A 26,146-nucleotide genomic window follows, 5' to 3' on the forward strand; every position below is an offset into this window, starting at 1 on the left:
CAACGGCTCCAACTTGGGGCCCCGACGGGGAACTGACGCACCAGCAGCAGAAGTCACACAACTACTAACGATCAACTACTGGCGCAGGACACTAGCACAGCGTCTGCAGATGCTCCCAGAAGCCGTCCCTGAGGGAGCGGCGCAGGTCCGCCTGGCCGCGCAGGGAGTACTGAAGCAGGCCCTCGGCCTCGACCAGGAGGTCCTGGTCGACGGAGCCGGGCAGGTAGGGGTGGCCGGGGAGCAGTTCGACCAGGGCGTCACGGCCTCGCGCGGAGAGCCATTTGGCGGCGATCTGGGCGCCGACGAAGCGGACGTCCTCGCGGGTGGGCCGGGTCCCGGAAGTGGCCTCGTAGGCGGCGGCCGTGCGGCGGGAGACGTACGGCTTGAAGAACTCCAGGTCCAGGGTGCGCTGGCTGTCGACCTCCCAGAGCAGCGGCTCGGCCTGGTTGCGGCCCTCGGGCGCCTCGATCCCCCACAGGTGGACGCGGGCGCCGTAGCCCTGGGCCGCCTCCACCGCCGACACCAGGTCCTCGTCGCCGCCGAGCAGGGCCGCGTCGCTGATCGCGCGGTGGCGGGCCAGGGACTCCAGGTCGGTGCGGATGAGGGAATCGACGCCCTTCTGCTGGTTGTTGGCGTTGAGGTTGCCCAGACGGACCTTGACGTCGGGCAGTTCGGCGATGGACTGCTGCTCGGCGGTGTGGATGCGGCGCCGGGCACCGTCGTACCAGTAGACGCGCAGCAGCCGGCTGTCCGCGAAGATGGTGCGGGCCCTGTCGATGAGTGCGTCGATCAGGCCTTCGGCGTCCAGGTCGAAGGCCCTCCGGTCCTCCGTCCCGGCGACCAGCCGGCCCGCGGCCGCATAGAGGTACCCCGCGTCGACGAAGATCGCGTGGGTCGAGGGCGTTTTCGCCACCTCGGCGAGCATGCGCTGCAGCAGCTCGTTCGTGTGGTCGATACGGGCGGTGAGGGCCGCCAGGTCGTCGTTCATCGCTTCCATTGTCCCGGCGGTCACGCTGCGAACACAACCGGTCCCGGTCGGTCCCTCGGACATCGCTTACCGGTTGGTAGTTAGCCGTTCGAAAAATTTCTTTAGCGTAGGGAATGTTTGTAACGTGCAGCCCGTTGACTACTTCGACAGCACGTCACACCAGTAGTTCTCCTCAGGAGGATGACCAGACGAAGGGAGAAGCCATGCGCTTCGAAATCATGCGACTCGACGAGGTCGACGGCACCACCGTGGACAGCACCGTCGTGGACGCCGCCTCCGTCAACCGGATCGTTCAGCAGGCCGCCGCGATAGGGCAGCGGCTGTGGATCCGCCCGGCCGAGACCGCGGCCTCGTAACGAGGATCCGCCACTCAAGCTTTCCGGGGGAGCCGAGCCCGCGTCTCAGCTCCCCCGGATCACCTGAGTGACACCGTTGATGATCTGCTGCACCGCGATCGCGGAGAGCATCATGCCCGCGAGGCGCGTCACGAGGACCACGCCGCCGTCCTTGATGACCCGGATGATCAGCAGCGAGTAGCGCATCACCAGCCACAGCACGACATGGATCGCGAGGATCGCGGACCACACCGAGACCTGCGTGGCCACACTGTCGGCCTTCTGCACGGCCAGGATCACGGACACGATGGCACCGGGCCCCGCCAGCAGCGGCATGCCCAGCGGCACGAGGGCGACGTTCACATCTTTGGTCTGCTTGGGCTCATCGGTCTTGCCGGTGAGCAGGTCGAGCGCGATCAGCAGAAGCAGCAGACCGCCCGCGATCATCAGCGCGGGGACGGAGACGTGCAGATAGTTCAGGATCTGGTGGCCCAGGACACCGAAGACGGCGATGACCCCGCCCGCCACGCAGACGGCCTGGAACGCCATGCGCCGCTGCACCTTGGCGGGGCGCCCGGCGGTCAGCGCGAGGAAGATCGGGGTGATCCCGGGGGGATCCATGATGACGAAGAGGGTCAGGAACAGGGAGCCGAAGACGGCGACGTCGAACATAGAGAGCCTTGCAGAATGGAGCCACCGCCGTGGTCAGCCGTTCCGCGGGGCGGAACGGGTGCGAGCACGGCGGACAGTGCCGGGTGGGAGGAAAACGGGCTGAGTCGGTGACCTGCGGTGTCAGATCCCGCCGGTACCCGGGACGGGGAACGCACCGGTGGCCCGTCGAATGATCTCCCCGTACACCTCGGGGTCCGTCGTGTACTCGCCCAGCGCCACGGTCTTGCGGCTGCCGTGGTAGTCCGAGGACCCCGTGACCAGCAGCCCCAGCTCCTCGGCGAGGCCTCGCAGACGGTCCCGGGACTCGGCGTCGTGGTCCATGTGGTCGACCTCGATGCCGTCCAGTCCGGCCGCGGCCAGCTCGGCGATCGCGGACTCCGGCACCGTACGGCCGCGCTTGGCGGCGGCCGGGTGCGCGAAGACGGCCACGCCGCCCGCGCCCTTGATCAGCCGGATCGCCTCGAAGGGGTCGGTCTCGTGCTTCTCCACGAACGCCCGCCCACCGTCGGCCAGCCACTCCTCGGTGAACGCGTCACTCACCGTGGGCACGACGCCCAGCTCGACGAGCGCGCTGGCGACATGCGGCCGCCCCACGGAACCGCCGGCGGCGATCCGCTCGACCTGCTCCCAGGTGACCGGCACGCCCAGCGCGTTGAGCTTGGCGACCATGCCCCGGGCCCGCGGCACCCGGTCGTCCCGGACCAGCTCGCGCTCGGCGAGCAGGTCGGACTCCTCGGGGTCGAAGAGGTAGGCCAGCATGTGCATGGAGATGCCGTCGATGCGGCAGGACAGCTCGGCGCCGGTGACCAGGGTGAGCCCCCCGGGCAGCGCGGCGATCGCCTCGGCATACCCACGGGTGGTGTCGTGGTCGGTCAGCGCGACGACGTCCAGACCGGCCGCGGCGGCATTGCGCACCAGCTCGGCCGGGGTGTCCGTACCGTCGGAGGCCGTGGAGTGGCAGTGCAGATCGATGCGCACGACGACTCCAGGCGGTGACGGAACGGAAGGGGACACCTAAGGATAGCCGCAGAAACGGCATGCCCTGTCACACCCACAGCCGGGCAGCGCCCCCTACAGCCGGCGCTCAGGGATGCAGCAGTCTCGGCGACAACGCCCCGCACGGCACCAGGTCAAGCTCGGCCCCCGCGTCCCGCAGATCCGTCAGCACCAGCTCGTCGTACATGAGCACGCCGGCCTGCTCGGGCCACATCACCGCCCACAGCCACATCCCGAGCGCCTCGCCGGCGAAGACGGCGCGGTCGTCGGGTGTCCGGTAGACATGCCAGAGGGGGGTCGGGCGGCCGGCCGCCAGGACCTTGGCCTGGGGCGGTTTCTCGACGTTCATGAACGACCCGGGGTCGGGGCCGTCGATGCCCGCGTACCGCGCACCAAGACCGACGCCGAGCTCCTCGGCGACCAGGATCATCTCGCCCATGCCGCCCAGCGGGCCGGGGCCGGAACAGGCGACCGCGGAGGCGCGACCGCCACTGCGGTCGTCCCCCGCATAGGCCACACCGGTGAACAGCCAGCCGACCGGCAGCGGCCAGGGCATCCACACCGGGACCTGCGTGCGGTGCACCACGACGTTGAGCGCCTCGACGCTGGGCGGGATCACGGGCTGCAGCGGATACACCGACCCGTGAACATCGCACTGCCAGGTGTCGGCGAAGAGACCGGGAGCCCTGACCCGGCCACCACACTTCGGGCAACTGGGTTCGCCCCTCATAGGGCTCCACGGTCCTACCCCGACCGGCCCGCGTCAAGGACGATCACCCGTCCGGGGGGAACATGCGATCCCACCCGAGCAGAAGAAACTAGATGCATCTTGCATTAATTAGCTCCGCTAACTTACTGTATGCATACACCAACTATCTGCTCGTCGGGACGGGAGAAGTACATGGACCCCTTCGACGCGGGTGCCGGCGGCATCCTGCGACAGCCCAAGGCGGTCTGGGCCACGGCCGGCGCCTCGGTCGTCGCCTTCATGGGCATCGGCCTCGTCGACCCGATCCTGCCGTCCATCGCGCAGGGCCTGCACGCCACCACCAGCCAGGTGTCCCTGCTGTTCACCTCGTACTTCCTGATCACCGCGGTCGCGATGCTGCTGACCGGCTTCGTCTCCAGCCGCATCGGCAGCCGCAGGACCCTGCTGCTCGGCCTCGCGTTCGTGGTCGTCTTCGCGGGCCTGGCCGGCACCTCGGGCTCGGTCGCGCAGCTCGTCGGGTTCCGGGCCGGCTGGGGACTCGGCAACGCCCTCTTCGTGTCCACCGCACTCGCGGTCATCGTGGGCGCCGCACATCCCATGGGGGTCGCGCGCAGCGCGTCGGACAAGGGTGGTGGTGGGCGACGGGCGGGAGGCAGCGCGGCCGCGATCCTGCTGTACGAATCCGCGCTCGGCCTGGGCATGGCCTGCGGTCCACTGCTCGGCGCGGTCCTCGGCAACGTCAGCTGGCGCTACCCCTTCTTCGGCACGGCCACGCTGATGGCGATCGGCTTCCTGTGCATCACGGCGTTCCTGAAGGAGCAGCCGAAGCCCGCCCGCAGGACCTCGGTCCTGGACCCGATCAGGGCGCTCGGCCACGGCGGCCTCGCCTCGGCGGCGGTCTCGGCGTTCTTCTACAACTACACGTTCTTCACGGTGCTGGCCTTCACGCCGTTCGTGCTGAACATGACCCCCTACCGTTCGGGCGCGGTGTTCTTCGCCTGGGGCGTGCTGCTCGCCGTCTTCTCGGTGATCGTGGCCCCGTGGATGCAGAAGCGGTTCGGCTCACTGAAGGTGCTCATCGGCTCGCTGGTGCTGCTCGCGGTGGACGTGCTCGTGCTCGGCTACGGCACCCACACCGCGGCCGTCGTGTGCACCGTCCTGTCCGGCGCCTTCATCGGCGTGAACAACACCGTCTACACCGAGCTGGCCCTCGGCGTGTCGGACGCTCCGCGCCCGGTGGCGAGCGCGGGCTACAACTTCGTCCGCTGGTTCGCGGCCGCCGCGGCCCCGTACTTCGCGCCGAAGATCGAGGAGTGGAGCGACATCCACATCCCGTTCGTGGTCGCGGCGGTGACCGCCGTGCTGGGTGCGGTGGTGGTCGCCGTACGGCGCACCGCCCTCACGCACGAGGCCGAGGAGCTCGAGCCCCGGCACGCCACCGAGGACGGGGTCACCGTCTTTGCCAACTGACCGTTTCCGGACGGCCCTTGGTGAGCTTGCTCACTCCGCGGCGGCGTCCAGCGGGACGGACCTGCGGGCGGGATCTCTCAGGTCCGTCCCGTTCGCGAGCCAGCGCTCCTGGAGGGCCTGCGCGCCGTGCACCCGTTTCCAGGCGGCCTCGTTCGGGGTCATCGGCAGCAGCGGCAGGAACCGTACGGGATCCATCGGCTCGTCCAGCTCCAGATCCTCGACGAGCCCGCCGGGTTCGCCCACCAGGACCGAGGTGAAGGGAGCGCCGGGCCACAGCGGTTCGCCCACGTCCAGGGAGGCGCCGGGGGCCACGACCACGCCCTCCACCTGCGGGGACGCGGCGAGCACGGCGAGCGGACGGAGCACCTTGCCGGTGTCGGCGAGACCCGCGCGCACCGACAGGACCAGCTCGGCGCGGGGGCCCTTGACGGGGTCCGCGAGCATCGCCGTGGGGTCCGTCATGGGGTGCGCGGACATGCCGAGCGTGGCGTAACGGACCAGGGCTCCCTCCTGATCGGAGTCCTGGAAACGGAGCACCTCGATACGTTCGGTACCGAGGAAGGTGACCGCCGCGCGCGAGTCCGGTTCGCCCAGCGCGGTGGTCAACCGCGCCTCGACCAGAGGAAGAACATCAACCATGCGGTGAGCATAGATCTCGTCAGTAGCGGGCAAAGCGGCGCCTTGACACTATGGGCTGCTGCTACGCTGAGCCGGTGGTTCGGGGCAGCACGCAGAAGCGTCGCTATCGAGTCCCGACGCCGATGAGACTCCCTTACGAGGGACCGGCCGGAGGAGGTGGGGCTGTCATGGATCGAAGTCGACCTGGTAGTACCACTCGTTCTTCCGGCTGCTGATGTAGTTCCTGGCTGGCTGCCGCCTTCACGCTCGCTTCGTCGTCCGGAAGAGCACTTCGTTTCGCTTTGCCTGATCCGTCTGACCTTCATCAGTTCTGTATCAGTAGCGAAGTCGCCACCGCGATGGTGCGGTGCTCCCCGCTTTGTGGACGTGCCAAACATCCGCAGTCAGGACGTCCCCATTCCGGGTAGTTCCACCCGTTGCCGCGCGCATTCGCTGCCCGCCCGCGAAGGAGCCTGCCCATGTCGATGATCCGCGACCTGCGCGCCGTGGTCCGTCCGTCGTCCCGTGTCTCGCTGCGCAAGGAGACGAACGCGAGCGCGCCCTACGACACCACACGCGACCCCGCGACGCCCTCGGCCGTCGTCGACTGCGCGGTCTACCGCGACGGCGCCCGCGTGCAGAGCGCCAAGCCGCTCACGCCGCAGGAGGCGATGCGTCAGGTGCGCCGCGACGGCGGGTTCGTGTGGATCGGCCTGCACGAGCCGACCGAGGCGGAATTCGCCGGTATCGCGGGTGAGTTCGGCCTGCACCCGCTGGCCGTCGAGGACGCGGTCCAGGCCCACCAGCGGCCCAAGCTGGAGCGGTACGACGACTCGCTCTTCACCGTCTTCAAGACCATCCACTACGTCGAGCACGACCGGCTCACCGCCACCAGCGAGGTGGTCGAGACCGGCGAGGTCATGTGCTTCACGGGCCGGGACTTCTTCATCACCGTCCGGCACGGCGGCCAGGGCTCCCTGCGGGCGCTGCGCCACCGCCTGCAGGACGACCCCGAGCTGCTCGCGAAGGGCCCCTCGGCCGTGCTGCACGCCATCGCCGACCATGTCGTGGACGGCTACATCGCGGTCGCCGACGCGGTGCAGGACGATATCGACGAGGTGGAGACCGAGGTCTTCTCGCCGGGCCGCCGGGGCGGGGTCTCGCGCGGTGTGGACTCGGCGCGGATCTACCAACTCAAGCGTGAGGTACTGGAGTTCAAGCGGGCGGTGGCGCCCCTGCTGCGGCCGATGCAGCTGCTGAGCGAGCGGCCGATGCGGCTGGTCGACCCGGACATCCAGAAGTACTTCCGGGATGTCGCCGACCACCTCGCCCGGGTCCAGGAGCAGGTGCTGGGCTTCGACGAACTCCTCAACTCCATCCTCCAGGCCAACCTCGCGCAGGCGTCCGTCGCACAGAACGAGGACATGCGCAAGATCACCGCCTGGGCCGCGATCATCGCCGTACCCACGATGGTGTGCGGAGTGTACGGGATGAACTTCAAGTACATGCCCGAGCTGCACTGGAAGTACGGCTACCCGGTGATCATGGGCGTCACGGTCGTCCTGTGTCTGGGCATCCACCGCACGCTGAAGCGCAACGGCTGGCTGTGAGCGGGCCTGGATAGGCTGGGCCCATGACAAGCGAGCTGCTCGACCTGGCCCTGATCGAGGAGGCCGGCAAGAAGTCCGGCCTCATCTGGGTCAGGGGTGCCGGCGCTCCGGCGGCACGTGCCCTGTGGCACGTGTGGCACGAGGGTGCGGTGTGCCTGGTCGGCGACGGGCCGGGCGAGCAGCCGCTGCCCGGTCTCACCGACGGCGGCACGGCCGAGGTGACCGCGCGCAGCAAGGACAAGGGCGGCCGGCTGGTGACCTGGCCGGCGACCGTGTCCGAGCCGGCCGTCGGCTCACCGGAGTGGGAGGCGACGGTGGCCGAGCTGAAGGGCAAGCGGCTCAACGCCCCGGACGGCGAGGAGATGCCCGGCCGCTGGGCCCGCGAGTGCAGGGTGCTGCGCCTGGTGCCGGCGGGGCCTTCGGTTCCGTTGCCTTCCGACAGCCTGGCAGAACGCCCGCTGCCGACCCCGGCGACGACGCGCAGGCCGATCCCGGCGGGGCTGCCGAAGTTGCTGGCCGGGCGCCGCAAGCGGTGACGCGGGCGGCTGGCCGGAGCCGGCAGCGGCCCGCATCGGTGAGTTCGCGCCGCTACGACGTCGGCAGCTGCCTGCCGTAGTCCACCGTCTCCGACTTCGCGGGCTCGGTGACGGAGAAGTTCTTGCCCCAGTCCGAGAAGCGGAGCGTGCCCGCGCTGCCGCCCCGGACCAGGCTGAGCGGATACGGCTTGCCCTCCAGGGAGACGTCGAGGGTGCCGCCGGAGCCGTTGTCGCCGGTGATGCGGATCGTGCGGGTGCCCGCCTGCTCGTGATGGCCGTCCGTCGCCAGTGAGCCGTGCAGCGTCAGCAGCCCGTCGAGGAGGACGCCCTTGTCCGTGAACCCGCTGAACTTCCTGTACGCGGGATCCGCCTGCGGCACCTTGACGTACTTGCCGTTGAGCTTGCCGGCCGCCGCCGTGTCCCCGCCGTGGCTCCAGAAGTCCGCGTCGGCCTTGAGGTAGAGCTGCTTGCCGACCCGCAGCAGTCCGAACGTCGCGCCCTGAGAGGTGACCGAGCCGGTACCGCCGTCGGTCTTCAGCTGCATGTCCAGCTTGTACGTACGGCCACTGGTGACCACGGTCCCGGACAACCGCACCGCGGGCGCGGCGTCCGCCGCCGCACGGGTCTTCGCCTGGATCTTGTCGGCGGACAGCTTGCCGACCCCGTTGGTCCCCGCGTCCGGATCCTCGCTGCTGCACCCCGTCAGCACCATCGCTCCCGTCACGGCCAGTGCGCATGTCGCGCTCGCCAGCGCGGCCCGACGGGTACGGCCCTGGGGAATCGCGGTCACAGGTGACGCTGCCTTTCTGTCGAGTCCTGAGCGGCGTACGGCAGCGTACCGGGGCCCCGCCCGCCCGGCGGAGCCAGTCCGTCCGGACCGCCCACCAGGGCGTATCCGATCGGTACGGGCTAGCCTGAAGCGCACGCGAGCGGGCAGAAAACAGCAATTCCCACGCAATGCGAGCAAAGGAAGCACAGCCATGGCAGCCGGCGCCCCCCGGATCTTCGTCTCGCACCTCGCCGGGGTCCCCGTCTTCGATCCGACCGGCGACCAGGTGGGTCGCGTACGCGATCTGGTCGTCATGCTGCGCGTCGGGCGACGGCCCCCGCGCGTCCTCGGGCTGGTCGTGGAACTGTCCAACCGGCGCCGTATCTTCCTGCCCATGACCCGGGTGACCGGCATCGAGTCCGGGCAGGTCATCACCACCGGCGTGCTCAACGTCCGCCGTTTCGAACAGCGGCCCACCGAGCGGCTGGTCTTCGGGGAACTGCTGGACCGCCGCGTGAAGTTGGTGGAGACCGGCGAGGAGGTCACCGTCCTCGACCTGGCCGTGCAGCAGCTGCCCGCGCGCCGGGACTGGGAGGTCGACCGCATCTTCGTCCGGCGGGGGAAGAAGGGCGGCGCCTTCCGGCGGGCCAAGGGCGAGACGCTGACCGTCGAGTGGTCGGCCGTCACCGGCTTCTCACTGGAGGAGCACGGACAGGGGGCCGAGAGCCTGCTCGCCACCTTCGAGCAGCTGCGTCCCGCCGACCTCGCCAACGTCCTGCACCACCTCTCCGCCAAGCGGCGTGCCGAGGTCGCCGCCGCCCTGGACGACGACCGCCTCGCCGACGTCCTGGAGGAGCTGCCCGAGGACGACCAGATCGAGATCCTCGGCAAGCTGAAGGGTGAGCGCGCCGCCGACGTGCTGGAGGCCATGGACCCGGACGACGCGGCCGACCTGCTCGCCGAGCTGCCCGAGGAGGACAAGGAGCGGCTGCTGAGCCTGATGGAACCCGCCGACGCGGCCGAGATGCGGCGCCTGATGTCGTACGAGGAGCACACCGCGGGAGGTCTGATGACCACCGAGCCGATCGTGCTGCGCCCGGACGCCACCATCGCCGACGCGCTCGCCCGGGTCCGCAACCCGGACCTCTCCCCCGCCCTCGCCGCCCAGGTCTACGTCTGCCGGCCGCCCGACGAGACCCCGACCGGAAAGTACCTGGGCACCGTCCACTTCCAGCGGCTGCTGCGCGACCCCCCGTACACGCTGGTCAGCTCGCTGGTCGAAGACGACCTGCAGACCCTGGAGCCCGATGCCGCCCTGCCCGTCATCGCCGGGTTCTTCGCCACGTACGACATGGTCGCCGCGCCCGTGGTGGACGAGTCCGGGTCGCTGCTCGGGGCGGTGACGGTGGACGACGTGCTCGACCACATGCTGCCCGAGGACTGGCGGGAGACGGAGTTCCACCTGAACGACGAGAACGGGGCGACGGACGAGGGGGCGAGTTCCCATGGCTCCTGAGCGCGAAGGCATCCGCGAGCGCACGCCGGCGGGTGCCACGGCCGCACCCCGGCCGCGCACGCCCCGCCTGGACCAGCCGCGTGCGCCCCGGCGCCGGATCCTGCCCGAGTGGGACCCGGAGGCCTTCGGCCGGCTGTCGGAGAAGATCGCCCGCTTCCTGGGCACGGGCCGCTTCATCGTCTGGATGACGATCGTCATCATCCTGTGGGTGGTCTGGAACATCGCCGCACCCGGGTGGCTGCGCTTCGACCAGTACCCGTTCATCTTCCTGACGCTGATGCTGTCCCTGCAGGCCTCCTACGCGGCCCCCCTGATCCTGCTCGCACAGAACAGACAGGACGACCGCGACCGGGTCAACCTGGAGCAGGACCGCAAGCAGAACGAACGGTCCATCGCCGACACCGAGTATCTGACCCGGGAGGTCGCCGCGCTGCGCACGGGCCTGGGCGAGGTCGCCACCCGCGACTGGATCCGCTCCGAGCTGCAGGATCTGGCCAAGGAGCTGGACGAACGGCGGCGCTCCGACGGCCACCCCAGCCATGTCGTATTCCCGGCGGAACGGTCAGAACGGTCACCGGGACGTGACGCAGAAGACCGCTGAAGGGCTACCCGAAGGCCCCTCGGCGCGCCGTACCATCGTCCTTATGGCTACGGAAGACGCGGTGCGCGAGGCACTGGCGACGGTGAACGACCCCGAGATCAACCGACCCATCACCGAACTGGGGATGGTCAAATCGGTGGAGATCGGCGCGGACGGTGCGGTCGCGGTGACCGTGTACCTGACCGTCTCCGGCTGCCCGATGCGGGACACGATCACCCAGCGGGTGACCGAGGCGGTCTCCCGGGTCGAGGGCGTCACCCGGGTCGACGTCACCCTGGACGTGATGAGCGACGAGCAGCGCAAGGAGCTGGCGACGGCCCTGCGCGGCGGCCAGACCGAGCGCGAGGTCCCCTTCGCCAAGCCGGGCAACCTCACCCGGGTCTATGCGGTCGCCTCCGGCAAGGGCGGCGTCGGCAAGTCCTCGGTGACCGTGAACCTGGCGGCGGCGATGGCCGCCGACGGCCTGAAGGTCGGTGTCGTGGACGCCGACATCTACGGCCACTCGGTGCCGCGCATGCTGGGCGCGGACGGCCGTCCGACCCAGGTCGAGAACATGATCATGCCGCCGTCCGCGAACGGCGTGAAGGTCATCTCCATCGGCATGTTCACCCCGGGCAACGCCCCCGTCGTCTGGCGCGGCCCGATGCTCCACCGCGCCCTTCAGCAGTTCCTCGCGGATGTGTACTGGGGCGACCTGGACGTCCTGCTCCTGGACCTGCCGCCCGGCACCGGCGACATCGCCATCTCGGTCGCCCAGCTCGTCCCGAACGCCGAGATCCTGGTGGTGACGACGCCTCAGCAGGCCGCCGCCGAGGTGGCGGAGCGGGCCGGCTCCATCGCCGTCCAGACCCACCAGAAGATCGTCGGCGTGGTCGAGAACATGTCCGGCCTGCCCTGCCCGCACTGCGGCGAGATGGTCGACGTCTTCGGCACGGGCGGCGGCCAGCTGGTCGCGGACGGCCTCACCCGCACGACGGGTGCGACGGTCCCGGTCCTCGGTTCCATCCCCATCGACGTCCGCCTGCGCGAGGGCGGCGACGAGGGCAAGCCGGTCGTCCTCACCGACCCGGACTCCCCGGCGGGTTCGGCCCTGCGCGCGATCGCGGGCAAGCTGGGCGGCCGCCAGCGGGGCCTGTCGGGTCTGTCGCTCGGGATCACTCCCAAGAACAAGTTCTGAAATCGCCTGCCTGCGATCTGCGGCTCCGCCATCGGTCAGCTCTCTGACCAGCGGCGGAGCCGTCGGCGTTGGTTGTCGTTGCTTGTCGTTGGTTGTCGTTGGGCGCCCTCCGACGGCCCGGAGACGGCCAGGGCCGGTCATGAGCCAAGGCGCCCGGTGCCCAGCCCATCGACGAGCGCCTGCGCGCCCGGGCGGCCGAAGGCGGGGCAGCCGACCGACAGCTCTCGTCCCATTTCCAGCGAGGCGAGATGAAGCGGTCGATCTTCGAGCCGCCGGGTGGAGTACGCCGTCTTCGAAGTCGACACCTCGGATGGGGCTGATCCGGACATCCAACCCATCGAGGCAGCGGTTGTCGCCCTGATTCGGTGACCGAGCGCCGCTCGAGGGAACCCGGTTCGGAAGATGCCTTCTCAGCCCCCTGAGGAAGGGGCGCCCGCACACCGGCGCCCCTTTTCTCATGCGTACGCGGCAAGTTTTCTCATGCGTACGCGGCAAGATCCTTGATCATCGCGAACCCGAGACCGTACGCGCTCATCCCCCGTCCATAGGCCCCGACATGCACGCCGGCCTCGGTGGAACCGGCCAGCACCCACCCGAACTCGGACTCCCGGTAGTGGAAGGGCATGGGCACCCCGTCCACCGGAAGAGACAGGGTGGACCACTCGGGCCCGTCGAGATCGTCCGCCAGCGCCCACGCGGTCTCGGTCTGCTGCTCCAGCCAGTCGTCCCGCAGGCTGTGGTCCATCTGCCCGGGCCAGGTGAACGACAGCAGCCCTACCCCCGCCAGCCACGCCGCCGAGGACACCGACGTCGCCTCCAGCAGCCCGGTACCGTCGGCACTGCGCCGGGACGGATTCGCGGCCACGGTCACCACGACCGCGAACTTCTCCCTGGGCTCGTCCGCCGCGGACGCGGCAACGTGCTCGTTGCGCACGGAAGGCTCGTCACCGTGCCCGATCGATCCGTGTTCGACCGCACCGTCGGCCGCCATGCCGACCTGCATCAGCCAGCGTGGCCCCGTGAACGCCTCGTCGAGGCCGTACCACGGGAACGGCGCCTGCAGGTAACCGTCGACCGTACGCCGGGCGGAGGGGAGCTGTTGTCCGCCCTCCGCGGCCGGCGCCTGCGCGCCCACCCGACTCGTCGTCTCCATCTGCCCGGACGCCTCCTCGATCTAGTCGGACCGGGGCTGCCCGCCCCCCTTCGGGCGTACTCGTCCGGTCCGCACAACAACTCGGCAGCATATCCACACCGCTGGGATCAGCAGGGAAACCACCGGGCGCGTGGGGCGCGCAGAAGGCGTGTTCGCGGCCTGTGCGGCGAGTGCGCGCTATGAAACGCGTCACGTACGCCGCCGGGTCCGCGTGCGTGTCGGGGCCGGCCAGGGGGTGCCGTGCGGATCACCCCGGATCAGGCCGCGGCGCAGGGTGCGGTGCATCGCAAGGCGGAACATCACCCGTGTACCGGGCGTACCCGGGTGATGCGACGACGCGGCGAGGTGCCGTGCCGGGCGTCGCGGACCCGGGGTGATCCGAACGACACCCCCCAGGTGCCCTAGGTGGCGTCCGCGTCGAAGGGGGGACGGTCGTCCTTGCCGGTGTCCTCGGGCTTCTTGGTCATGTCGATGCGCCCGCCGGACGAGGGGGACGAGGAGGACGGGGACGATGCCGAGGACTCGCCCTCGCGGCCGTGGACGGCGTCCGTGACCTCGGCCATCTCCTTCTTCAGGTCGAAGCCGTTGCGGATCTCCTTGAGCCCCAGATCGTCGTTGTCCAGCTGCTTGCGGATGAACGTCTTGGGGTTCAGATCCTCGAACTCGAAGTCCTTGAACTCGGGACCGAGCTCGCTGCGGATGTCCTCCTTGGCGCTCTCCGAGAACTCGCGGATCTTCCGGACCGTGCGCATCACGTCCTGGATGACCTTCGGGAGCTTGTCCGGACCGAAGACGAGCACGGCGAGCACAATGATGGTGACCAGCTCGAGTGGCCCTATGTCATTGAACACCTGACGCTCCCCTTGCGATGTCCTCGGTCGCTCAACGGTACCCGGCGTACCTGGCGGACCGGTACCGTCCCGAGGTGAGACTTCCGTCAGTTGTGCGCCGAAGCGCCCAGCACGAGTGAGATCTCCCGGTCGCCGCCGTGTTCGACCGTCAGACGCAGCCGGTCGCCCGGCCGGTGGGCACGGATCTTGACGATCAGCTCCTCGCCCGAGTGGACGCGCTGTCCGTCGACCTCGGTGATGAGGTCACCCGCCCTGAGACCGGCGCGGTCGCCGGGGCCGCCCTTGGCGACGGCGGGGCCGCCGTCGCGTGCCCGGCTGTCGATACGGGCGCCGTCGCCGGTGTACCCCATGTCGAGGGTGACGCCGATGACGGGGTGAGTGGCCCGGCCCTTGTTGATCAGTTCCTCGGCGACCCGCTTGGCCTGGTTGACGGGGATGGCGAAGCCCAGGCCGATGGAGCCGGCCTGTCCGCTCCCGGAGTCGGAGCCGCCGGCGTCGGCGGAGCGGATGGCGGAGTTGATGCCGATGACCCGGGCCCGCGAGTCGAGGAGCGGGCCGCCGGAGTTGCCGGGGTTGATCGGGGCGTCGGTCTGCAGCGCGTCGACGTACGACACATCGCTCCCGTCGCCCTTCTCCCCGCCGGCCGTGATGGGCCGTTCCTTGGCGCTGATGATGCCGGAGGTGACCGTGTTGGCCAGGTCGAAGGGGGCGCCGATGGCGACGACGGGGTCGCCGACCCGGACGCCGTCCGAATTGCCGAGGGGCATGGGCGTGAGTCCGTGGACGCCGGTCACCTGGACGACCGCCAGGTCGTATCCGCTGTCACGGCCGACGACCTTCGCCTTGGCGGTGTCGCCGCTGCTGAACGTCACGGTTATCTCGCCGCCGGACGCGGCGGGCTGGACGACGTGGTTGTTGGTGAGGATGTGCCCGAGGGAGTCGAGTACGAAGCCGGTGCCTGTGCCCGCCTCGTCGGCGCCGCGCACATGCAGCGTGACGACGCTGGGCAGCGCCCGGGCCGCGATCCCGGCGACACTGTCCGGCGCCCGTCCGGCGGGCGCCTTTCCGGCCTGCGGCAGATGCACGTCGCCCACGCCCGCACGCTCGACATAGGCGCCGACGAGCCCGCCGATGCCGCTGGAGACGACGGCGACCAGCAGGGTCCAGCCGAGGAGCAGCCGTATGCCCCGCCTGCGGCGCTGCTGCTCGGTGGGCACCGCGGCACCGGTCTGCTGCAGCGGCCCGTGCACCGGGGGCTGCTGCCCGACGGGGGAAGCGGCCCAGGGGTCGTAGCGCTGCCAGGGGCCGGCGGCCTGCTCCGGCGGAACGGCGATGCCCGGCTCCGGCCCGGCCGGCCCGGCCGCGGTCGGAGCCACGGGGGTGGGCGCGGGCTGCTCCATCGGGGCGTGCGCCGACGGATCCGCCGGCGCGGTCGGCGGTGCATCCGCCGAGGGGGGCGGAGCCATGTGGGCCGGCGCGTGCGGAGCCGGCTGCGCGGGCGCGGGCGTCTGCGCCGGTGTGTGGGGAGACGCAGGTGGATGCGGGGCCGCAGGGGCCGGTACGGCCGTCTCCTGGGCCGGGGGCGCCGCCGGGTGCTGCACCGGTGGCGCGGGCGCCCAGGGGCCCGGTCCGCCGTACGGCGGGGTGCTGTAGGGGTCCGGGTCGTGCAGGGGCTCGGGCCGCTCGGCCGGCGGTACGGCAGCGGAGTGCGCCCCGGGCGGCACGGGCTTGGCCAGCTCGAAGTCACCGTCGGCAGGCGCCACGGCCTCGACGGCGGGCCTCGCCGGTGTTTCCCCCGCCGACGTCTGCTCCCCCTGGTCCCGCTGCTCCCCCGGCGGGACGGACGTCGGGTTCCCCTCGTTCATGCTCTCCCCACGGCTGGCCGCGGCCCCCCGCATCGGCGGTGGCCGCGGAACGTCGACTCCGTGCCCGGGTCATCGCCGCGGGCACGGCCTCACAGGATTCAACCAGGTTCAGCGGCCGGGGCGTAGAGGCAGGTCAGGGGGCTTGCTGAGGGGACGAGGGGGAGATGGAGGGCCCGGTGGGGGCGGCGGGAGCGGAGGCGGGGTCGGGGACGGGGGCGGACAGTGGGCCGGGCCCGGTCTGCTGGGGAGTCGCGGACCAGGCGGTCAGGGAGAACGGCGAGATCTCGCTCAGCGGGCGTATCAGCGGGGAGACCGCTGCCGCGCCCGCCATCACCGGTGCGGTGAGGTCGTGCCCGGTGCCCTGGACCTGGCCGGTCCCCGGGGCCGGCACTCCGGGCACCAGCGGCGCGGACATGGAGGTCGGCGCCGCCGACGTCTGGCCGAGCAGGCTGCTGCCCTGGGCGAGCAGCGGTCCCACCGCGCGGCGGCGCTGGGAGTCCGGCGTCGCCGCGCCCGCGCCCGTGCCCGACGAGCGGGACGGGACCACGTTGCCGGTGCCGGAGCCACTCCGGGCGTCCGCGGCCACGTCGCCGGGGATGGCGGTGGTCACGCCGCCGAGGGCGACGGCGGCCAGCGATACCGCGCCGGCGGCGGCGAACGCGAACCGCAGTCCGCGCGAGGCGGAGCGGTCGGCGTCCGGGCGGCCGACGGGATGGATGCGGAATCCGCCCTGCTCGGGAGCGACGGAACGGGCCGGGGCGGGAGCGGGGGCGGCGGGGACGTAGCCGAACTCGAAGCGCTCGCCGCGCCTCATGCCGAAGACGCCGGGCTCGGGGCCTCGCCCGAAGAGTCCGCCCCCGGGTGCCGGCGTGCCGTCGCCGTCGACGTCACCTCCCCCGGGGAGGCCCTGGAGGCGGGCCAGGAAGCTCTCGGAGGGGGGTGGCGGTGCCGCCTCCGCGAACACGTTCTTCAGCCGGCGCTGGGCGTCCGCCTCCGCCTTGCACCGAGCACAGGTGGCCAGGTGCGCGAGGACGCGCTCACGCGACTCATGACCGAGCTCTCCGTCCACCAGGGCGGAGAGCCGGTCTCCCAGGTGCTGCTCGGCGAAGTGCGCCTGAGCAGGTTTCGGTCGAGATCCACTCACGCGGTCGCGCCCCCTCCCCCCAGAGCGGGGACACGGGCCACGAAGGAGCGCCGCTCGGCCTTCCGCGCCTCCGGCGAACGGTGGGCGAGGGCCTTGCGGAGCTGGGAGCGGCCACGGTGGATGCGGGAGCGGACCGTGCCGAGCTTCACGCCGAGGGTCGCGGCGATCTCCTCGTACGACAGTCCTTCGATGTCGCACAGGACGACCGCGGCGCGGAACTCGGGCGCGAGGGTGTCCAGAGCCTGCTGGACGTCCGCGTCGAAGTGGGCGTCGTTGAAGACCTGCTGCGGGCTGGGCTCGCGGCTGGGCAGGCGCTCGGCCGCGTCCTCGCCGAGGGCGTCGAAGCGGATGCGCTGCTTGCGCCGGACCATGTCCAGGAACAGGTTGGTGGTGATGCGGTGCAGCCAGCCCTCGAACGTGCCGGGCGAGTACGTCGACAGGGAGCGGAAGACACGGACGAAGACCTCCTGGGTGAGGTCCTCGGCGTCGTGCTGGTTGCCCGTGAGGCGGTAGGCCAGCCGGTAGACCCGGCCGCTGTGCGTGCTGACGATCTCCTCCCACGTGGGCGGAGTCCAGGCCTGCCCGTCCGCGTCGGTGGAAAAGGTCGCGGTCTGGGCCTCGCCCGCGGCGAAGCCGGCGGCGTGGCGGTGGTCAGCAGCGGTGTCGGTCACGGATTTCGGCCTGCCCGCCGATCCGAGGAAGCGCCGCAGCACTCCACCCCGGTCCCCGGGCGCAGCCGCACCTCCCCTGTCGGCTCTGGTGGTGTCCAGTGGAGCCCCTACCATAGCCACCTCGCCCGTTAGCTCCGGATAAGCGGTTTTACGAGAATTTGATACGCGCTGATACTGCTGCGTCTGCATGTGCTCGGCGTCCTGATCCACCTCATACCCCCCGTCGCGTCCCGGGCCACCGGCTCATCCCTTTAAACGCCTGGTCCCATCTGCGGGTTCCCGGTGCCAACGGATACAGTCACGCCCAGGCAACCACGGGGACAGGAGAGGGTCATTACCGCCAACCGGCAGACGAGCTGGGCGTTCGCCGACGCCTTTGTCGCCGAGGACGAAGCGCTGCGCTGGGCCCGTGACCGGGCCCGGGAGGCAGGGCTGCGCTCGGTGTCGCCCGGCACGGGCGCCGCGCTGCGACTGCTCGCCGCCTCCGTGGACGCGAAGGCGGTCGCGGAGATCGGCACCGGCTGCGGAGTGTCCGGAATCCATCTGCTGCACGGCATGCGCCCCGACGGGGTGCTCACCACGGTCGACCCGGAGCCGGACCACCAGCAGTTCGCCCGGCAGGCCTTCCGTGCCTGCGGCTTCGCCAGCAACCGGGCCCGGTTCATCCCCGGCCGCGCCCTGGACGTGCTGCCCCGGCTCGCGGACGCCGGATACGACCTCGTCTTCTGTGACGGGGACCGGCTGGAGTACGCGGATTACCTCGCTGAATCGTTGCGCCTGCTGCGCCCGGGCGGTCTGGTCGTCTTCGAGGGCATCTTCGCCAACGGCCGTACGGTCGACTCGGGGCCGCAGCCCACGGAGGTGCTACGGCTGCGCGAGCTGCTGCGCACGGTGCGGGAGAACCAGGAACTGGTGACCTCGCTGCTGCCGGTGGGCGACGGCCTGCTGTGCGCCGTCAAGCGCTGACCTCCGGGGCGCCGGTCCGGGAACGCGACTGCCCCGGCACCTCACACGATGCCGGGGCAGCCGGAAGGACAGGATCTCGGGGTGTCAGACGACGACCTTCTTGAGGGCGTCGCCAAGCGCCTCGGCCTCGTCAGGGGTCAGCTCGACGACGAGTCGACCGCCGCCTTCGAGCGGAACGCGCATGACGATGCCCCGCCCCTCCTTGGTCACCTCGAGCGGGCCATCGCCCGTCCGCGGCTTCATGGCCGCCATGCTCGTTCCCCTTCCTGAAACCAGCTCATCGTCTGCCGACGGCCCCGGGAGGGCAGCCACGATCCGTGACGGACACGCGACACCGGCATCGAACACATTGCTTCCAAGCCATTATCCCGCATCTCAGGACCCGATGACCAACATCAGTCGGCATCGCTTGAGCAACGCGCGCGAGCAAAACCACTCAATTCGGGGATGTGGCTGCGATACTTCGCCGCCTCGCGCACGCCCGCCGAGCGGTTTCCGCTCCAGATTTCTTTGACGCAGGTCACACGTCCGGTCCGGCCCTTGGGCGGCGATCTCCGACATGCTGTCCTTCAGACACGACGTACTGAGCGGTACGTCACCAGCGACGACCCCGGAGGGGATGCGCCATGGCCGACACCGTGCTCTACGAGGTGAGCGACGGACTCGCGACGATCACGCTGAACCGCCCCGAGGCGATGAACGCGCTGAACATCGAGACCAAGGTCGCCCTCCGGGAGGCGGCGGAATCGGCGGCCGGGGACACCGCCGTACGGGCGATCCTGCTGACCGCCGCGGGCGACCGGGCCTTCTGCGTGGGCCAGGACCTCAAGGAGCACATCGGGCTGCTGGCATCGGACCGTGAGACGGGGTCCGGGCACACGATGAGCACGGTCAAGGAGCACTACAACCCGATCGTGAAGGCGCTGGCCGGGGCGCCGAAGCCGGTCGTCGCCGCGGTGAACGGGGTCGCGGCCGGGGCCGGCTTCGGCTTCGCGCTCGCCGCGGACTACCGGGTGGCGGCCGACACGGCGGCCTTCAACACCTCCTTCGCGGGGGTCGCGCTGACCGCGGACTCCGGCATCTCCTGGACGCTGCCCCGGGTGGTCGGCCCGGGCCGCGCCGCGGATCTGCTGCTCTTCCCGCGCAGCATCAGCGCGCAGGACGCCCTGGAGCTGGGCATCGTCAATCGGCTGGTGCCCTCGGCCGAGCTGCGCGCCGAGGGCGAGAAGGTGGCGCGGGCCCTGGCCGGCGGCCCGACGGTGGCCTACGCGGCGCTCAAGGAGGCGATGGCCTACGGCCTGACCCACTCCCTCGCCGAGACCCTGGAGAAGGAGGACGAGCTGCAGACCCGGGCCGGCGGGTCCGAGGACCACGCGATCGCCGTGCAGGCCTTCGTGAACAAGGAGAAGCCGAAGTACCTGGGCCGCTGAGGCAGGGCGCCGGGGTGTGCTGTCCGGCGGATCAGGCCGGCTTCAGCCGACAGCGCCTCATCAGCACGGCTGAGCGGAGTCTGGTGCGTCCAGCTGCAAGGCGGCGGAGGGCGTCGATTCGATGGGGGTCCCCCACGCGGGCGCAGCCGAGCGTGGGGGTGTCGGCAACGGACGACAACGCCGCAGGGGCCCCACGCCCTTGAGGCAGTGCGGGAGGGCGCCCCGGACCCCGCGATTCCCTCCGGATCCGCCGGACAGGCCCTAGCTACGGGGCGGGTGGGCTGGTGCGGCTCACACAGGTTTCCAGGTGGTCGTTCACCAGCCCGCACGCCTGCATCAGCGCGTACGCCGTCGTCGGGCCGACGAATCTGAGGCCGCGCTTCTTCAGCGCCTTCGACAGAGCCGTGGACTGCGGGGTGACCGCGGGGACGTCGGCGAGGGTCTTCGGGACCGGGCGCCCGGCCGGGTCGGGGGCGTGGGACCAGATCAGCTCGTCCAGCTCGCCGTCCGCCCAGTCGGCGAGCACGCGCGCGTTGGCGAGCGTGGCGTCGATCTTGGCGCGGTTGCGGATGATGCCCGGGTCGGCCAGCAGACGCTCGCGGTCCTCGTCCGTGAAGGTGGCGATCTTCTCGATCCGGAAGCCGGCGAAGGCCGTACGGAATCCCGGGCGGCGCCGCAGGATCGTGATCCAGGACAGCCCCGACTGGAAGGCCTCCAGGCTGATCCGCTCGAAGAGGGCGTCGTCACCGTGGACCGGGCGGCCCCACTCCTCGTCGTGGTACGACACGTAGTCCTCGGTCGACAGGGCCCACGGGCAGCGAAGCGCGCCGTCGGGCCCGGCGAGGGCGGTTCCGTCACTCACCGCTGCTCCTCCTGGCCGGGCTTGGCCGGCCGGGCGTGCGCGGCGGCGCGGGCGCCGGCCAGCGCGGACTCCAGGTCGGCGATACGGGCGTCCCGCTCGGCGAGTTCGGCGGCGAGGCGGCCGAGGGCGTCGTCGACGTCCGCCATGCGGTAGCCGCGCGGGGCGACCGGGAAGCGCACGCTCTCCACGTCCGCCCGGTGGACCGGGCGGTCCGGGGGCAGCGGGTCCTGCAGCCGCTCCGGGGCCGCCTCCGGCAGCGGGCCGCTCTCGCCGCCGCCCACCACGGCGAGTGTCACCGCGGCCACCACGACGGCGAGGGCGACGACCAGGAACAAGAACATAACCATCGCTGAGGTCCCCACATCGATGTGCCGGAAGCTGAATGTGTCAGGCTCCGATCGTGCCATGCGAGTCTGACAGTTAGGGTCACAGGCGGCCGTACCACGGGACGTACTAGGAGAGGTCACAGGCGATGCTCAGGCTGGGCAAGCGGGAATTCGCACCGCACGAGCCGGTGATCATGGCGATCGTGAACCGGACCCCGGACTCCTTCTACGACCAGGGGGCCACGTTCCGCGACGAGCCGGCCCTCGCGCACGTGGAGCGGGCGGTGGCCGAGGGGGCCGCGATCATCGACATCGGCGGGGTGAAGGCCGGGCCGGGCGAGGACGTCACGGCCGAGGAGGAGGCCCGACGTACGGTCGGGTTCGTCGCGGAGGTGCGGCGCCGCTTCCCGGACGTGATCATCAGCGTGGACACCTGGCGGGCCGAGGTCGGCGAGGCGGTGTGCGAGGCGGGGGCGGATCTGCTGAACGACGCGTGGGGCGGCGTCGACCCCGGGCTCGCGGAGGTCGCCGCGCGCTACGGGGTGGGGCTGGTGTGCACGCACGCGGGAGGGGTTCAGCCGCGCACCCGACCGCATCGTGTGACGTACGACGACGTCGTGGACGACATCCTGAAGGTGACGGTGGGGCTGGCCGAGCGTGCCGTTTCCCTGGGGGTGCCCCGGGAGTCGGTGCTGATCGATCCCGGACACGACTTCGGGAAGAACACGCGGCACAGCCTGGAGGCGACGCGGCGGCTGGACGAGATGGTCGCCACGGGGTGGCCGGTGCTGGTGTCGCTGTCCAACAAGGACTTCGTGGGCGAGACGCTGGACCGCCCGGTGAAGGAGCGGCTGATCGGGACGCTGGCCACGACGGCCGTGTCGGCGTGGCTCGGGGCACAGGTGTACCGAGTCCACGAGGTGGCCGAGACCCGCCAGGTGGTCGAGATGGTGGCGTCGATCGCCGGTCACCGGCCCCCCGCGGTGGCCCGGCGCGGACTGGCCTGACCTCAGGGGTCCGACCTCAGGAGGGTGACCCCAGGGGCCGGAGCCCCCGGGATCCCGAGGTCAGCGGCCGGCCTCCTTGGAGACCAGGGCGACCGCTTCCTCCACCTCGTCCGTCACGTGGAACAGGAGGAGGTCCTTCTCCGCGGCCTTGCCCTGGGCCACCAGGGTGTTCTGCAGCCACGTCACCAGGCCGCCCCAGTACTCGCTGCCGAAGAGGACGATCGGGAAGCGGGTGACCTTCTGGGTCTGGACGAGGGTGAGCGCCTCGAAGAGTTCGTCGAGGGTGCCGAGCCCGCCCGGGAGCACGACGAAACCCTTCGCGTACTTCACGAACATCATCTTGCGGACGAAGAAGTACCGGAAGTTCAGGCCGATGTCGACGTAGGGGTTCAGCCCCTGCTCGAAGGGCAGCTCGATGCCGAGGCCCACCGAGGTGCCGCCCGCCTCGCACGCACCCTTGTTGGCCGCCTCCATCGCGCCGGGGCCGCCGCCCGTGATCACGGCCCAGCCTGCCTCCACCAGGCCCCGGCCGAGCCGCACCCCCGCGTCGTACTCCGGCGAGTCCACCGGCGTACGCGCGGAGCCGAACACGCTGATGGCGGGCGGAAGTTCGGCCAGGGTGCCGAAGCCTTCAATGAACTCCGACTGGATCCGCAGGACCCGCCACGGGTCGGTGTGGACCCAGTCCGAGGGCCCACCCGCGTCCAGCAGCCGCTGGTCGGTCGTACTGGACGTGACCTGACTGCGCCGTCGGAGGACCGGCCCGAGCCGCTGCTCGTCCGGCGGCTGCTTCTTCCCCTCGGGGTTCCCGGTAGCCATGTGCGCTCCCTCCGCTTGCCGGTGGTTCGAGCTCAGCCTAGATCTACGCGGGTTACGGAGGGGGGACGTGAGCATGTCCGGCGTGAGCATGTCCGCTCCGGCCCGGCGGGCGGCGCGACTTCCTACGCGGTGAGCCAGTTCCGCAGACGCTCCTCGCTCGCGAGGATCTTCGCCACCTCGACCCGTTCGTCCCGCTTGTGCGCCAAGTGCGGATTGCCCGGACCGTAGTTGACGGCGGGGACGCCGAGCGCGGAGAAGCGGGAGACGTCCGTCCAGCCGTACTTGGGCTGCGGGGTGCCGCCCACCGCCTCGATGAAGGCGGCCGCGGCCGGGTGGGAGAGGCCGGGCAGTGCGCCGGGGCTGTGGTCGTCGACCACGAACTCCTCGACGCCGCAGTCCGCGAACACCTCGCGGACGTGCGCGATCGCCTCCTCCTCGGTGCGGTCGGGGGCGTAACGGAAGTTGACGCTCACCACGCACTCGTCCGGGATGACGTTGCCCGCGACCCCGCCGGTGATGCCCACCGCGTTCAGGCCCTCGCGGTACTCCAGGCCGTCGATGACCGGGTAGCGGGGCTGGTAGGAGGCGAGCCGGGCCAGGATGGGGGCGGCCGCGTGGACGGCGTTGGAGCCCATCCAGCTGCGTGCCGAGTGGGCCCGCTCGCCCGTGGTCCTCAGCAGCACCCGCAGGGTGCCCTGGCAGCCGCCCTCGACCTGGCCGTCGGAGGGCTCCAGCAGGACCGCGAAGTCGCCCCGCAGCCACTCCGGGTGAGCCTCGGCCACGTGCTTGAGGCCGTTGAGCTCGGCGGAGACCTCCTCGTTGTCGTAGAACACGAAGGTCAGGTCGCGGTTGGGGGCGGGGACCGTGGCCGCGATGCGCAGCTGCACCGCGACGCCCGACTTCATGTCGCAGGTGCCGCAGCCCCAGAGCACGCCGTCCTCGTCCAGCCGGGACGGCACGTTGTCGGCGATCGGCACCGTGTCGATGTGGCCGGCCAGGATGACCCGCTCCGCGCGGCCCAGGTCCGTACGCGCGACCACGTTGTTGCCGTACCGGTCCACCGTCAGGTGCGGCAGGGCGCGCAGGGCGGCCTCGATCGCGTCCGCGAGGGGCTTCTCGGTACCGCTCTCGGAGGGGAAGTCCACGAGTTGCGCGGTGAGCGCGGCGGCGTCCAGCGTGAGGTCGAGCGAGGTGTCGGGCATGGCCCCGACCCTAACGCGGGAGCCCGGCGCACAGCGCAGCACGGACCGGGCGTGAGGCCCGGCGGGGGCTCCAGTACCTTGTACGCGTGCCAGAGCCGTCCCCCATTCGTCCCAAGCGCCGCGGCCGCCTCCTCCGTGTCGGCGCGGCGCTGCTGGTCCTGTGCGGCGTCGCCGCCTATCTCGTGGTGCAGTACATCACCGGCGGCGCGGGGGCGCGCGGCTGCAAGGTGGTCTCCGCCACGGGCGACGGGGCGTCGTACGAGTTCACGCCCGAGCAGGCGGTGAACGCGGCCACGATCGCCGCCGTCGGCACCGGGCGGGGCATGCCCGGGCGGGCGGTGACCATCGCGCTGGCGACCGCCATCCAGGAGTCGGGGCTGAGCAACATCGAGCACGGCGACCGGGACTCCCTGGGCCTGTTCCAGCAGCGGCCCTCGATGGGCTGGGGAACCGAGCGGCAGATCATGGACCCGGCGTACGCGGCGGGCATGTTCTACGCGCACCTGGCGAGGGTGCCTGACTACACGAAGCTGCCGCTGACGGTGGCCGCGCAACGGGTGCAGCGCAGCGGCTACCCGGAGGCGTACGCCAAGCACGAGCCGGACGCCACCCTGCTGGCGGCCGCGCTGACCGGGCAGGCGGCGGCCACGCTGACCTGCGACGGGCGCTCGGAACACAGCACCGGGGCGACCGGGCCCGACGCGGTACGGGCCGCGCTGGTCCGGGACTTCGGGCGGGACGCGCTGCAGGAGACCGGTGCGGAGGTGGGCGGTACCGAGGTTCCGTCGCCGTCGCCGTCCCCGAGTGTGACCGCGACCGCGCACGGCCGGACGGTGACCGTGCCGGTGCCCGAGGGCGGGAGAAAGGATTCCACGGGGCGCGGCGAGCGGCAGCGGGGCTGGCAGCTGGCGCACTGGGCGGTGGCCAACTCCTCCGCGCTGCACATCCAGCGCGTGGCGTACGCGGGGCGGGAGTGGACCGCCGGGAACGGCGGCAGCCAGTGGCGCCCGGCCGGCTCCGAGGGGGCCGGGGGCGCGGAGAGGTCCGTGGGGGCGGTCCGGATCGTGACCGGACAGTAGTACGGGGCCTCACTCGGCCGAGTGGTGCGGCTTCGGTATGCGCGCACTTTCCCGTGGACTCCGGAGAGATTTCCGGATCCCTTGGAAATGCAAGGGCCGTAAGGATTCTGCAGGGTTTTGGGCGGGCGCCCTTTGCCCGTTTTTATCCACAAACGATAATGCGATGCGTTATCCATTCTTTACCTTCGGCCTCCGCAACCTTCGTCGGCTTCGAGCGGTAGTCACGGCGTCCGAGTCGGACACAGACACCTTCTCTACCCGTCGAATGGAGCATCATGTCCCTCCCTCTGACCCGCCGGATCGCCCGTGCCGCGCTGCTTGTCGCAGCGGGAGCGGCCGCCGGGGTCGGTGCGGCCGGCTCTGCCGGCGCGGCCACGAACCTGCCGGCCACCCCGGACCTCGGCGGTCTGACCGCGCTGGACGGGTCGAACGCCGCCAACACCGTCGACGGTGCGGCCCAGCACGCCACCGGCCTCGCGACTGACGCGGGCAGCAAGGCGGTCAAGCAGACGGTCCCGGCCGCGGCCAAGACCGGCGGCGGTGCCGTGAAGAAGACCGCTCCCGCGGCGCAGAAGGCCGTGGGAGATGCGGCCGGGGCCGCGGGGAGTGTCATCGGGGGCACCACGTCCACCGCGACGAAGGGCGGGCTGCCGGGGTCGTCCCTCGCCGGGGGCGGCCTGGCGACGTCGCCCCTGTCGGCCACTCCGCTGGGAGGCTGAGTCCCGCATATGACAACGGGGTCCAGGGAGTTCCCTGGGCCCCGTTGCTGTGTGC

Annotated in this window: 28 protein-coding genes; 12 read left to right on the forward strand and 16 right to left on the reverse strand. The window is 71.1% G+C overall.

Annotated features, from left to right (window positions below):
* Positions 1–91: 91 nt before the first annotated feature.
* The gene (locus ACIRU3_RS30120) at positions 92–997 is read right to left on the reverse strand and encodes an NYN domain-containing protein (protein WP_404062981.1); all 906 of its coding nucleotides are present in this window, start codon (positions 995–997) and stop codon (positions 92–94) included.
* 194 nt (positions 998–1,191) lie between these two features.
* Here ACIRU3_RS30120 and ACIRU3_RS30125 point away from each other — a divergent pair, with 194 nt between their 5' ends.
* Positions 1,192–1,344, forward strand: coding sequence for a hypothetical protein (locus ACIRU3_RS30125; RefSeq protein WP_356185829.1), 153 nt, complete (start codon positions 1,192–1,194; stop codon positions 1,342–1,344).
* Between the two features lie 45 nt (positions 1,345–1,389).
* Here the strand turns inward: ACIRU3_RS30125 and ACIRU3_RS30130 are convergent, their stop codons facing one another.
* From ACIRU3_RS30130 to ACIRU3_RS30140, 3 genes are all read right to left on the reverse strand, one after another.
* A complete protein-coding gene (locus ACIRU3_RS30130; RefSeq protein ID WP_404062663.1) occupies positions 1,390–1,995 on the reverse strand; it encodes a MarC family protein in 606 nt (201 codons plus the stop codon).
* A gap of 120 nt (positions 1,996–2,115) precedes the next feature.
* Positions 2,116–2,973: a PHP domain-containing protein gene (locus tag ACIRU3_RS30135; RefSeq protein WP_404062665.1), complete on the reverse strand. Its 858-nt coding sequence runs from the start codon at positions 2,971–2,973 to the stop codon at positions 2,116–2,118.
* Between the two features lie 106 nt (positions 2,974–3,079).
* Positions 3,080–3,721, reverse strand: coding sequence for a DUF6758 family protein (locus tag ACIRU3_RS30140; RefSeq protein WP_404062668.1), 642 nt, complete (start codon positions 3,719–3,721; stop codon positions 3,080–3,082).
* A 171-nt stretch (positions 3,722–3,892) separates the two neighbouring features.
* Between ACIRU3_RS30140 and ACIRU3_RS30145 the strand changes: the two genes are divergently transcribed.
* Complete coding sequence (locus ACIRU3_RS30145; RefSeq protein WP_404062671.1) at positions 3,893–5,170, forward strand: MFS transporter; 1,278 nt, start codon at positions 3,893–3,895, stop codon at positions 5,168–5,170.
* 30 nt (positions 5,171–5,200) lie between these two features.
* Here the strand turns inward: ACIRU3_RS30145 and ACIRU3_RS30150 are convergent, their stop codons facing one another.
* Entirely contained in the window at positions 5,201–5,809 is a 609-nt protein-coding gene (locus tag ACIRU3_RS30150; RefSeq protein WP_404062673.1) for a suppressor of fused domain protein, read from the reverse strand.
* Between the two features lie 458 nt (positions 5,810–6,267).
* On the opposite strand from ACIRU3_RS30150, the gene ACIRU3_RS30155 reads away from it, so the two are divergent.
* The gene (locus ACIRU3_RS30155; protein ID WP_404062676.1) at positions 6,268–7,398 is read left to right on the forward strand and encodes a magnesium and cobalt transport protein CorA; all 1,131 of its coding nucleotides are present in this window, start codon (positions 6,268–6,270) and stop codon (positions 7,396–7,398) included.
* Positions 7,399–7,421: 23 nt separating this feature from the next.
* Positions 7,422–7,934 (forward strand): hypothetical protein, encoded by a 513-nt coding sequence (locus ACIRU3_RS30160; RefSeq protein WP_404062679.1) that lies wholly within the window; start codon positions 7,422–7,424, stop codon positions 7,932–7,934.
* 52 nt (positions 7,935–7,986) lie between these two features.
* Here ACIRU3_RS30160 and ACIRU3_RS30165 read toward each other — a convergent pair whose 3' ends face one another.
* On the reverse strand, positions 7,987–8,724 hold the full coding sequence (locus ACIRU3_RS30165; protein ID WP_404062682.1) for a hypothetical protein: 738 nt from the start codon (positions 8,722–8,724) through the stop codon (positions 7,987–7,989).
* A gap of 190 nt (positions 8,725–8,914) precedes the next feature.
* Between ACIRU3_RS30165 and ACIRU3_RS30170 the strand changes: the two genes are divergently transcribed.
* The 3 genes from ACIRU3_RS30170 to ACIRU3_RS30180 are packed head-to-tail and all read left to right on the forward strand — an operon-like array spanning position 8,915 to position 11,997.
* Entirely contained in the window at positions 8,915–10,219 is a 1,305-nt protein-coding gene (locus ACIRU3_RS30170) for a magnesium transporter MgtE N-terminal domain-containing protein (protein WP_404062685.1), read from the forward strand.
* On the forward strand, positions 10,209–10,820 hold the full coding sequence (locus ACIRU3_RS30175; RefSeq protein ID WP_404062688.1) for a DUF1003 domain-containing protein: 612 nt from the start codon (positions 10,209–10,211) through the stop codon (positions 10,818–10,820). The genes ACIRU3_RS30170 and ACIRU3_RS30175 overlap by 11 nt, the downstream gene beginning before the upstream one ends.
* A gap of 43 nt (positions 10,821–10,863) precedes the next feature.
* The gene (locus ACIRU3_RS30180) at positions 10,864–11,997 is read left to right on the forward strand and encodes an Mrp/NBP35 family ATP-binding protein (RefSeq protein ID WP_404062690.1); all 1,134 of its coding nucleotides are present in this window, start codon (positions 10,864–10,866) and stop codon (positions 11,995–11,997) included.
* Between the two features lie 478 nt (positions 11,998–12,475).
* Here the strand turns inward: ACIRU3_RS30180 and ACIRU3_RS30185 are convergent, their stop codons facing one another.
* From ACIRU3_RS30185 to sigE, 5 genes are all read right to left on the reverse strand, one after another.
* A complete protein-coding gene (locus ACIRU3_RS30185) occupies positions 12,476–13,150 on the reverse strand; it encodes a hypothetical protein (protein ID WP_404062692.1) in 675 nt (224 codons plus the stop codon).
* Between the two features lie 401 nt (positions 13,151–13,551).
* Positions 13,552–14,001: a sec-independent translocase gene (locus ACIRU3_RS30190; RefSeq protein ID WP_404062695.1), complete on the reverse strand. Its 450-nt coding sequence runs from the start codon at positions 13,999–14,001 to the stop codon at positions 13,552–13,554.
* Between the two features lie 86 nt (positions 14,002–14,087).
* The gene (locus tag ACIRU3_RS30195) at positions 14,088–15,866 is read right to left on the reverse strand and encodes a trypsin-like peptidase domain-containing protein (protein ID WP_404062698.1); all 1,779 of its coding nucleotides are present in this window, start codon (positions 15,864–15,866) and stop codon (positions 14,088–14,090) included.
* A 133-nt stretch (positions 15,867–15,999) separates the two neighbouring features.
* On the reverse strand, positions 16,000–17,010 hold the full coding sequence (locus ACIRU3_RS30200) for an anti-sigma factor family protein (protein WP_404062701.1): 1,011 nt from the start codon (positions 17,008–17,010) through the stop codon (positions 16,000–16,002).
* A complete protein-coding gene (sigE, locus tag ACIRU3_RS30205; protein ID WP_404062704.1) occupies positions 17,007–17,723 on the reverse strand; it encodes an RNA polymerase sigma factor SigE in 717 nt (238 codons plus the stop codon). The genes ACIRU3_RS30200 and sigE overlap by 4 nt, the downstream gene beginning before the upstream one ends.
* A gap of 240 nt (positions 17,724–17,963) precedes the next feature.
* Between sigE and ACIRU3_RS30210 the strand changes: the two genes are divergently transcribed.
* On the forward strand, positions 17,964–18,647 hold the full coding sequence (locus tag ACIRU3_RS30210; protein ID WP_404062707.1) for an O-methyltransferase: 684 nt from the start codon (positions 17,964–17,966) through the stop codon (positions 18,645–18,647).
* Between the two features lie 84 nt (positions 18,648–18,731).
* Here ACIRU3_RS30210 and ACIRU3_RS30215 read toward each other — a convergent pair whose 3' ends face one another.
* Entirely contained in the window at positions 18,732–18,899 is a 168-nt protein-coding gene (locus ACIRU3_RS30215) for a DUF3117 domain-containing protein (RefSeq protein WP_018544333.1), read from the reverse strand.
* A 374-nt stretch (positions 18,900–19,273) separates the two neighbouring features.
* Between ACIRU3_RS30215 and ACIRU3_RS30220 the strand changes: the two genes are divergently transcribed.
* Positions 19,274–20,077: an enoyl-CoA hydratase/isomerase family protein gene (locus ACIRU3_RS30220; protein ID WP_404062709.1), complete on the forward strand. Its 804-nt coding sequence runs from the start codon at positions 19,274–19,276 to the stop codon at positions 20,075–20,077.
* 265 nt (positions 20,078–20,342) lie between these two features.
* Here ACIRU3_RS30220 and ACIRU3_RS30225 read toward each other — a convergent pair whose 3' ends face one another.
* The gene (locus ACIRU3_RS30225) at positions 20,343–20,939 is read right to left on the reverse strand and encodes a DNA-3-methyladenine glycosylase I (protein ID WP_404062712.1); all 597 of its coding nucleotides are present in this window, start codon (positions 20,937–20,939) and stop codon (positions 20,343–20,345) included.
* The gene (locus tag ACIRU3_RS30230; RefSeq protein ID WP_404062715.1) at positions 20,936–21,286 is read right to left on the reverse strand and encodes a DivIVA domain-containing protein; all 351 of its coding nucleotides are present in this window, start codon (positions 21,284–21,286) and stop codon (positions 20,936–20,938) included. The genes ACIRU3_RS30225 and ACIRU3_RS30230 overlap by 4 nt, the downstream gene beginning before the upstream one ends.
* 125 nt (positions 21,287–21,411) lie before the next feature.
* On the opposite strand from ACIRU3_RS30230, the gene folP reads away from it, so the two are divergent.
* Entirely contained in the window at positions 21,412–22,272 is an 861-nt protein-coding gene (folP, locus tag ACIRU3_RS30235) for a dihydropteroate synthase (protein ID WP_404062717.1), read from the forward strand.
* A gap of 60 nt (positions 22,273–22,332) precedes the next feature.
* Here the strand turns inward: folP and ACIRU3_RS30240 are convergent, their stop codons facing one another.
* Positions 22,333–23,091 carry a TIGR00730 family Rossman fold protein gene (locus ACIRU3_RS30240; protein WP_404062719.1) on the reverse strand — a complete coding sequence of 253 codons (759 nt, stop codon included), beginning with the start codon at positions 23,089–23,091 and terminating at the stop codon, positions 22,333–22,335.
* Between the two features lie 122 nt (positions 23,092–23,213).
* Positions 23,214–24,293, reverse strand: coding sequence for a succinyl-diaminopimelate desuccinylase (gene dapE, locus ACIRU3_RS30245; protein WP_404062721.1), 1,080 nt, complete (start codon positions 24,291–24,293; stop codon positions 23,214–23,216).
* Positions 24,294–24,379: 86 nt separating this feature from the next.
* Here dapE and ACIRU3_RS30250 point away from each other — a divergent pair, with 86 nt between their 5' ends.
* Positions 24,380–25,372 (forward strand): heavy metal transporter, encoded by a 993-nt coding sequence (locus ACIRU3_RS30250; RefSeq protein ID WP_404062723.1) that lies wholly within the window; start codon positions 24,380–24,382, stop codon positions 25,370–25,372.
* A gap of 275 nt (positions 25,373–25,647) precedes the next feature.
* On the forward strand, positions 25,648–26,091 hold the full coding sequence (locus ACIRU3_RS30255) for an ATP-binding protein (RefSeq protein WP_404062725.1): 444 nt from the start codon (positions 25,648–25,650) through the stop codon (positions 26,089–26,091).
* Positions 26,092–26,146: the final 55 nt, after the last annotated feature.

It is taken from the genome of Streptomyces sp. NPDC101151 (assembly GCF_044768335.1).
Lineage (GTDB): Bacteria > Actinomycetota > Actinomycetes > Streptomycetales > Streptomycetaceae > Streptomyces.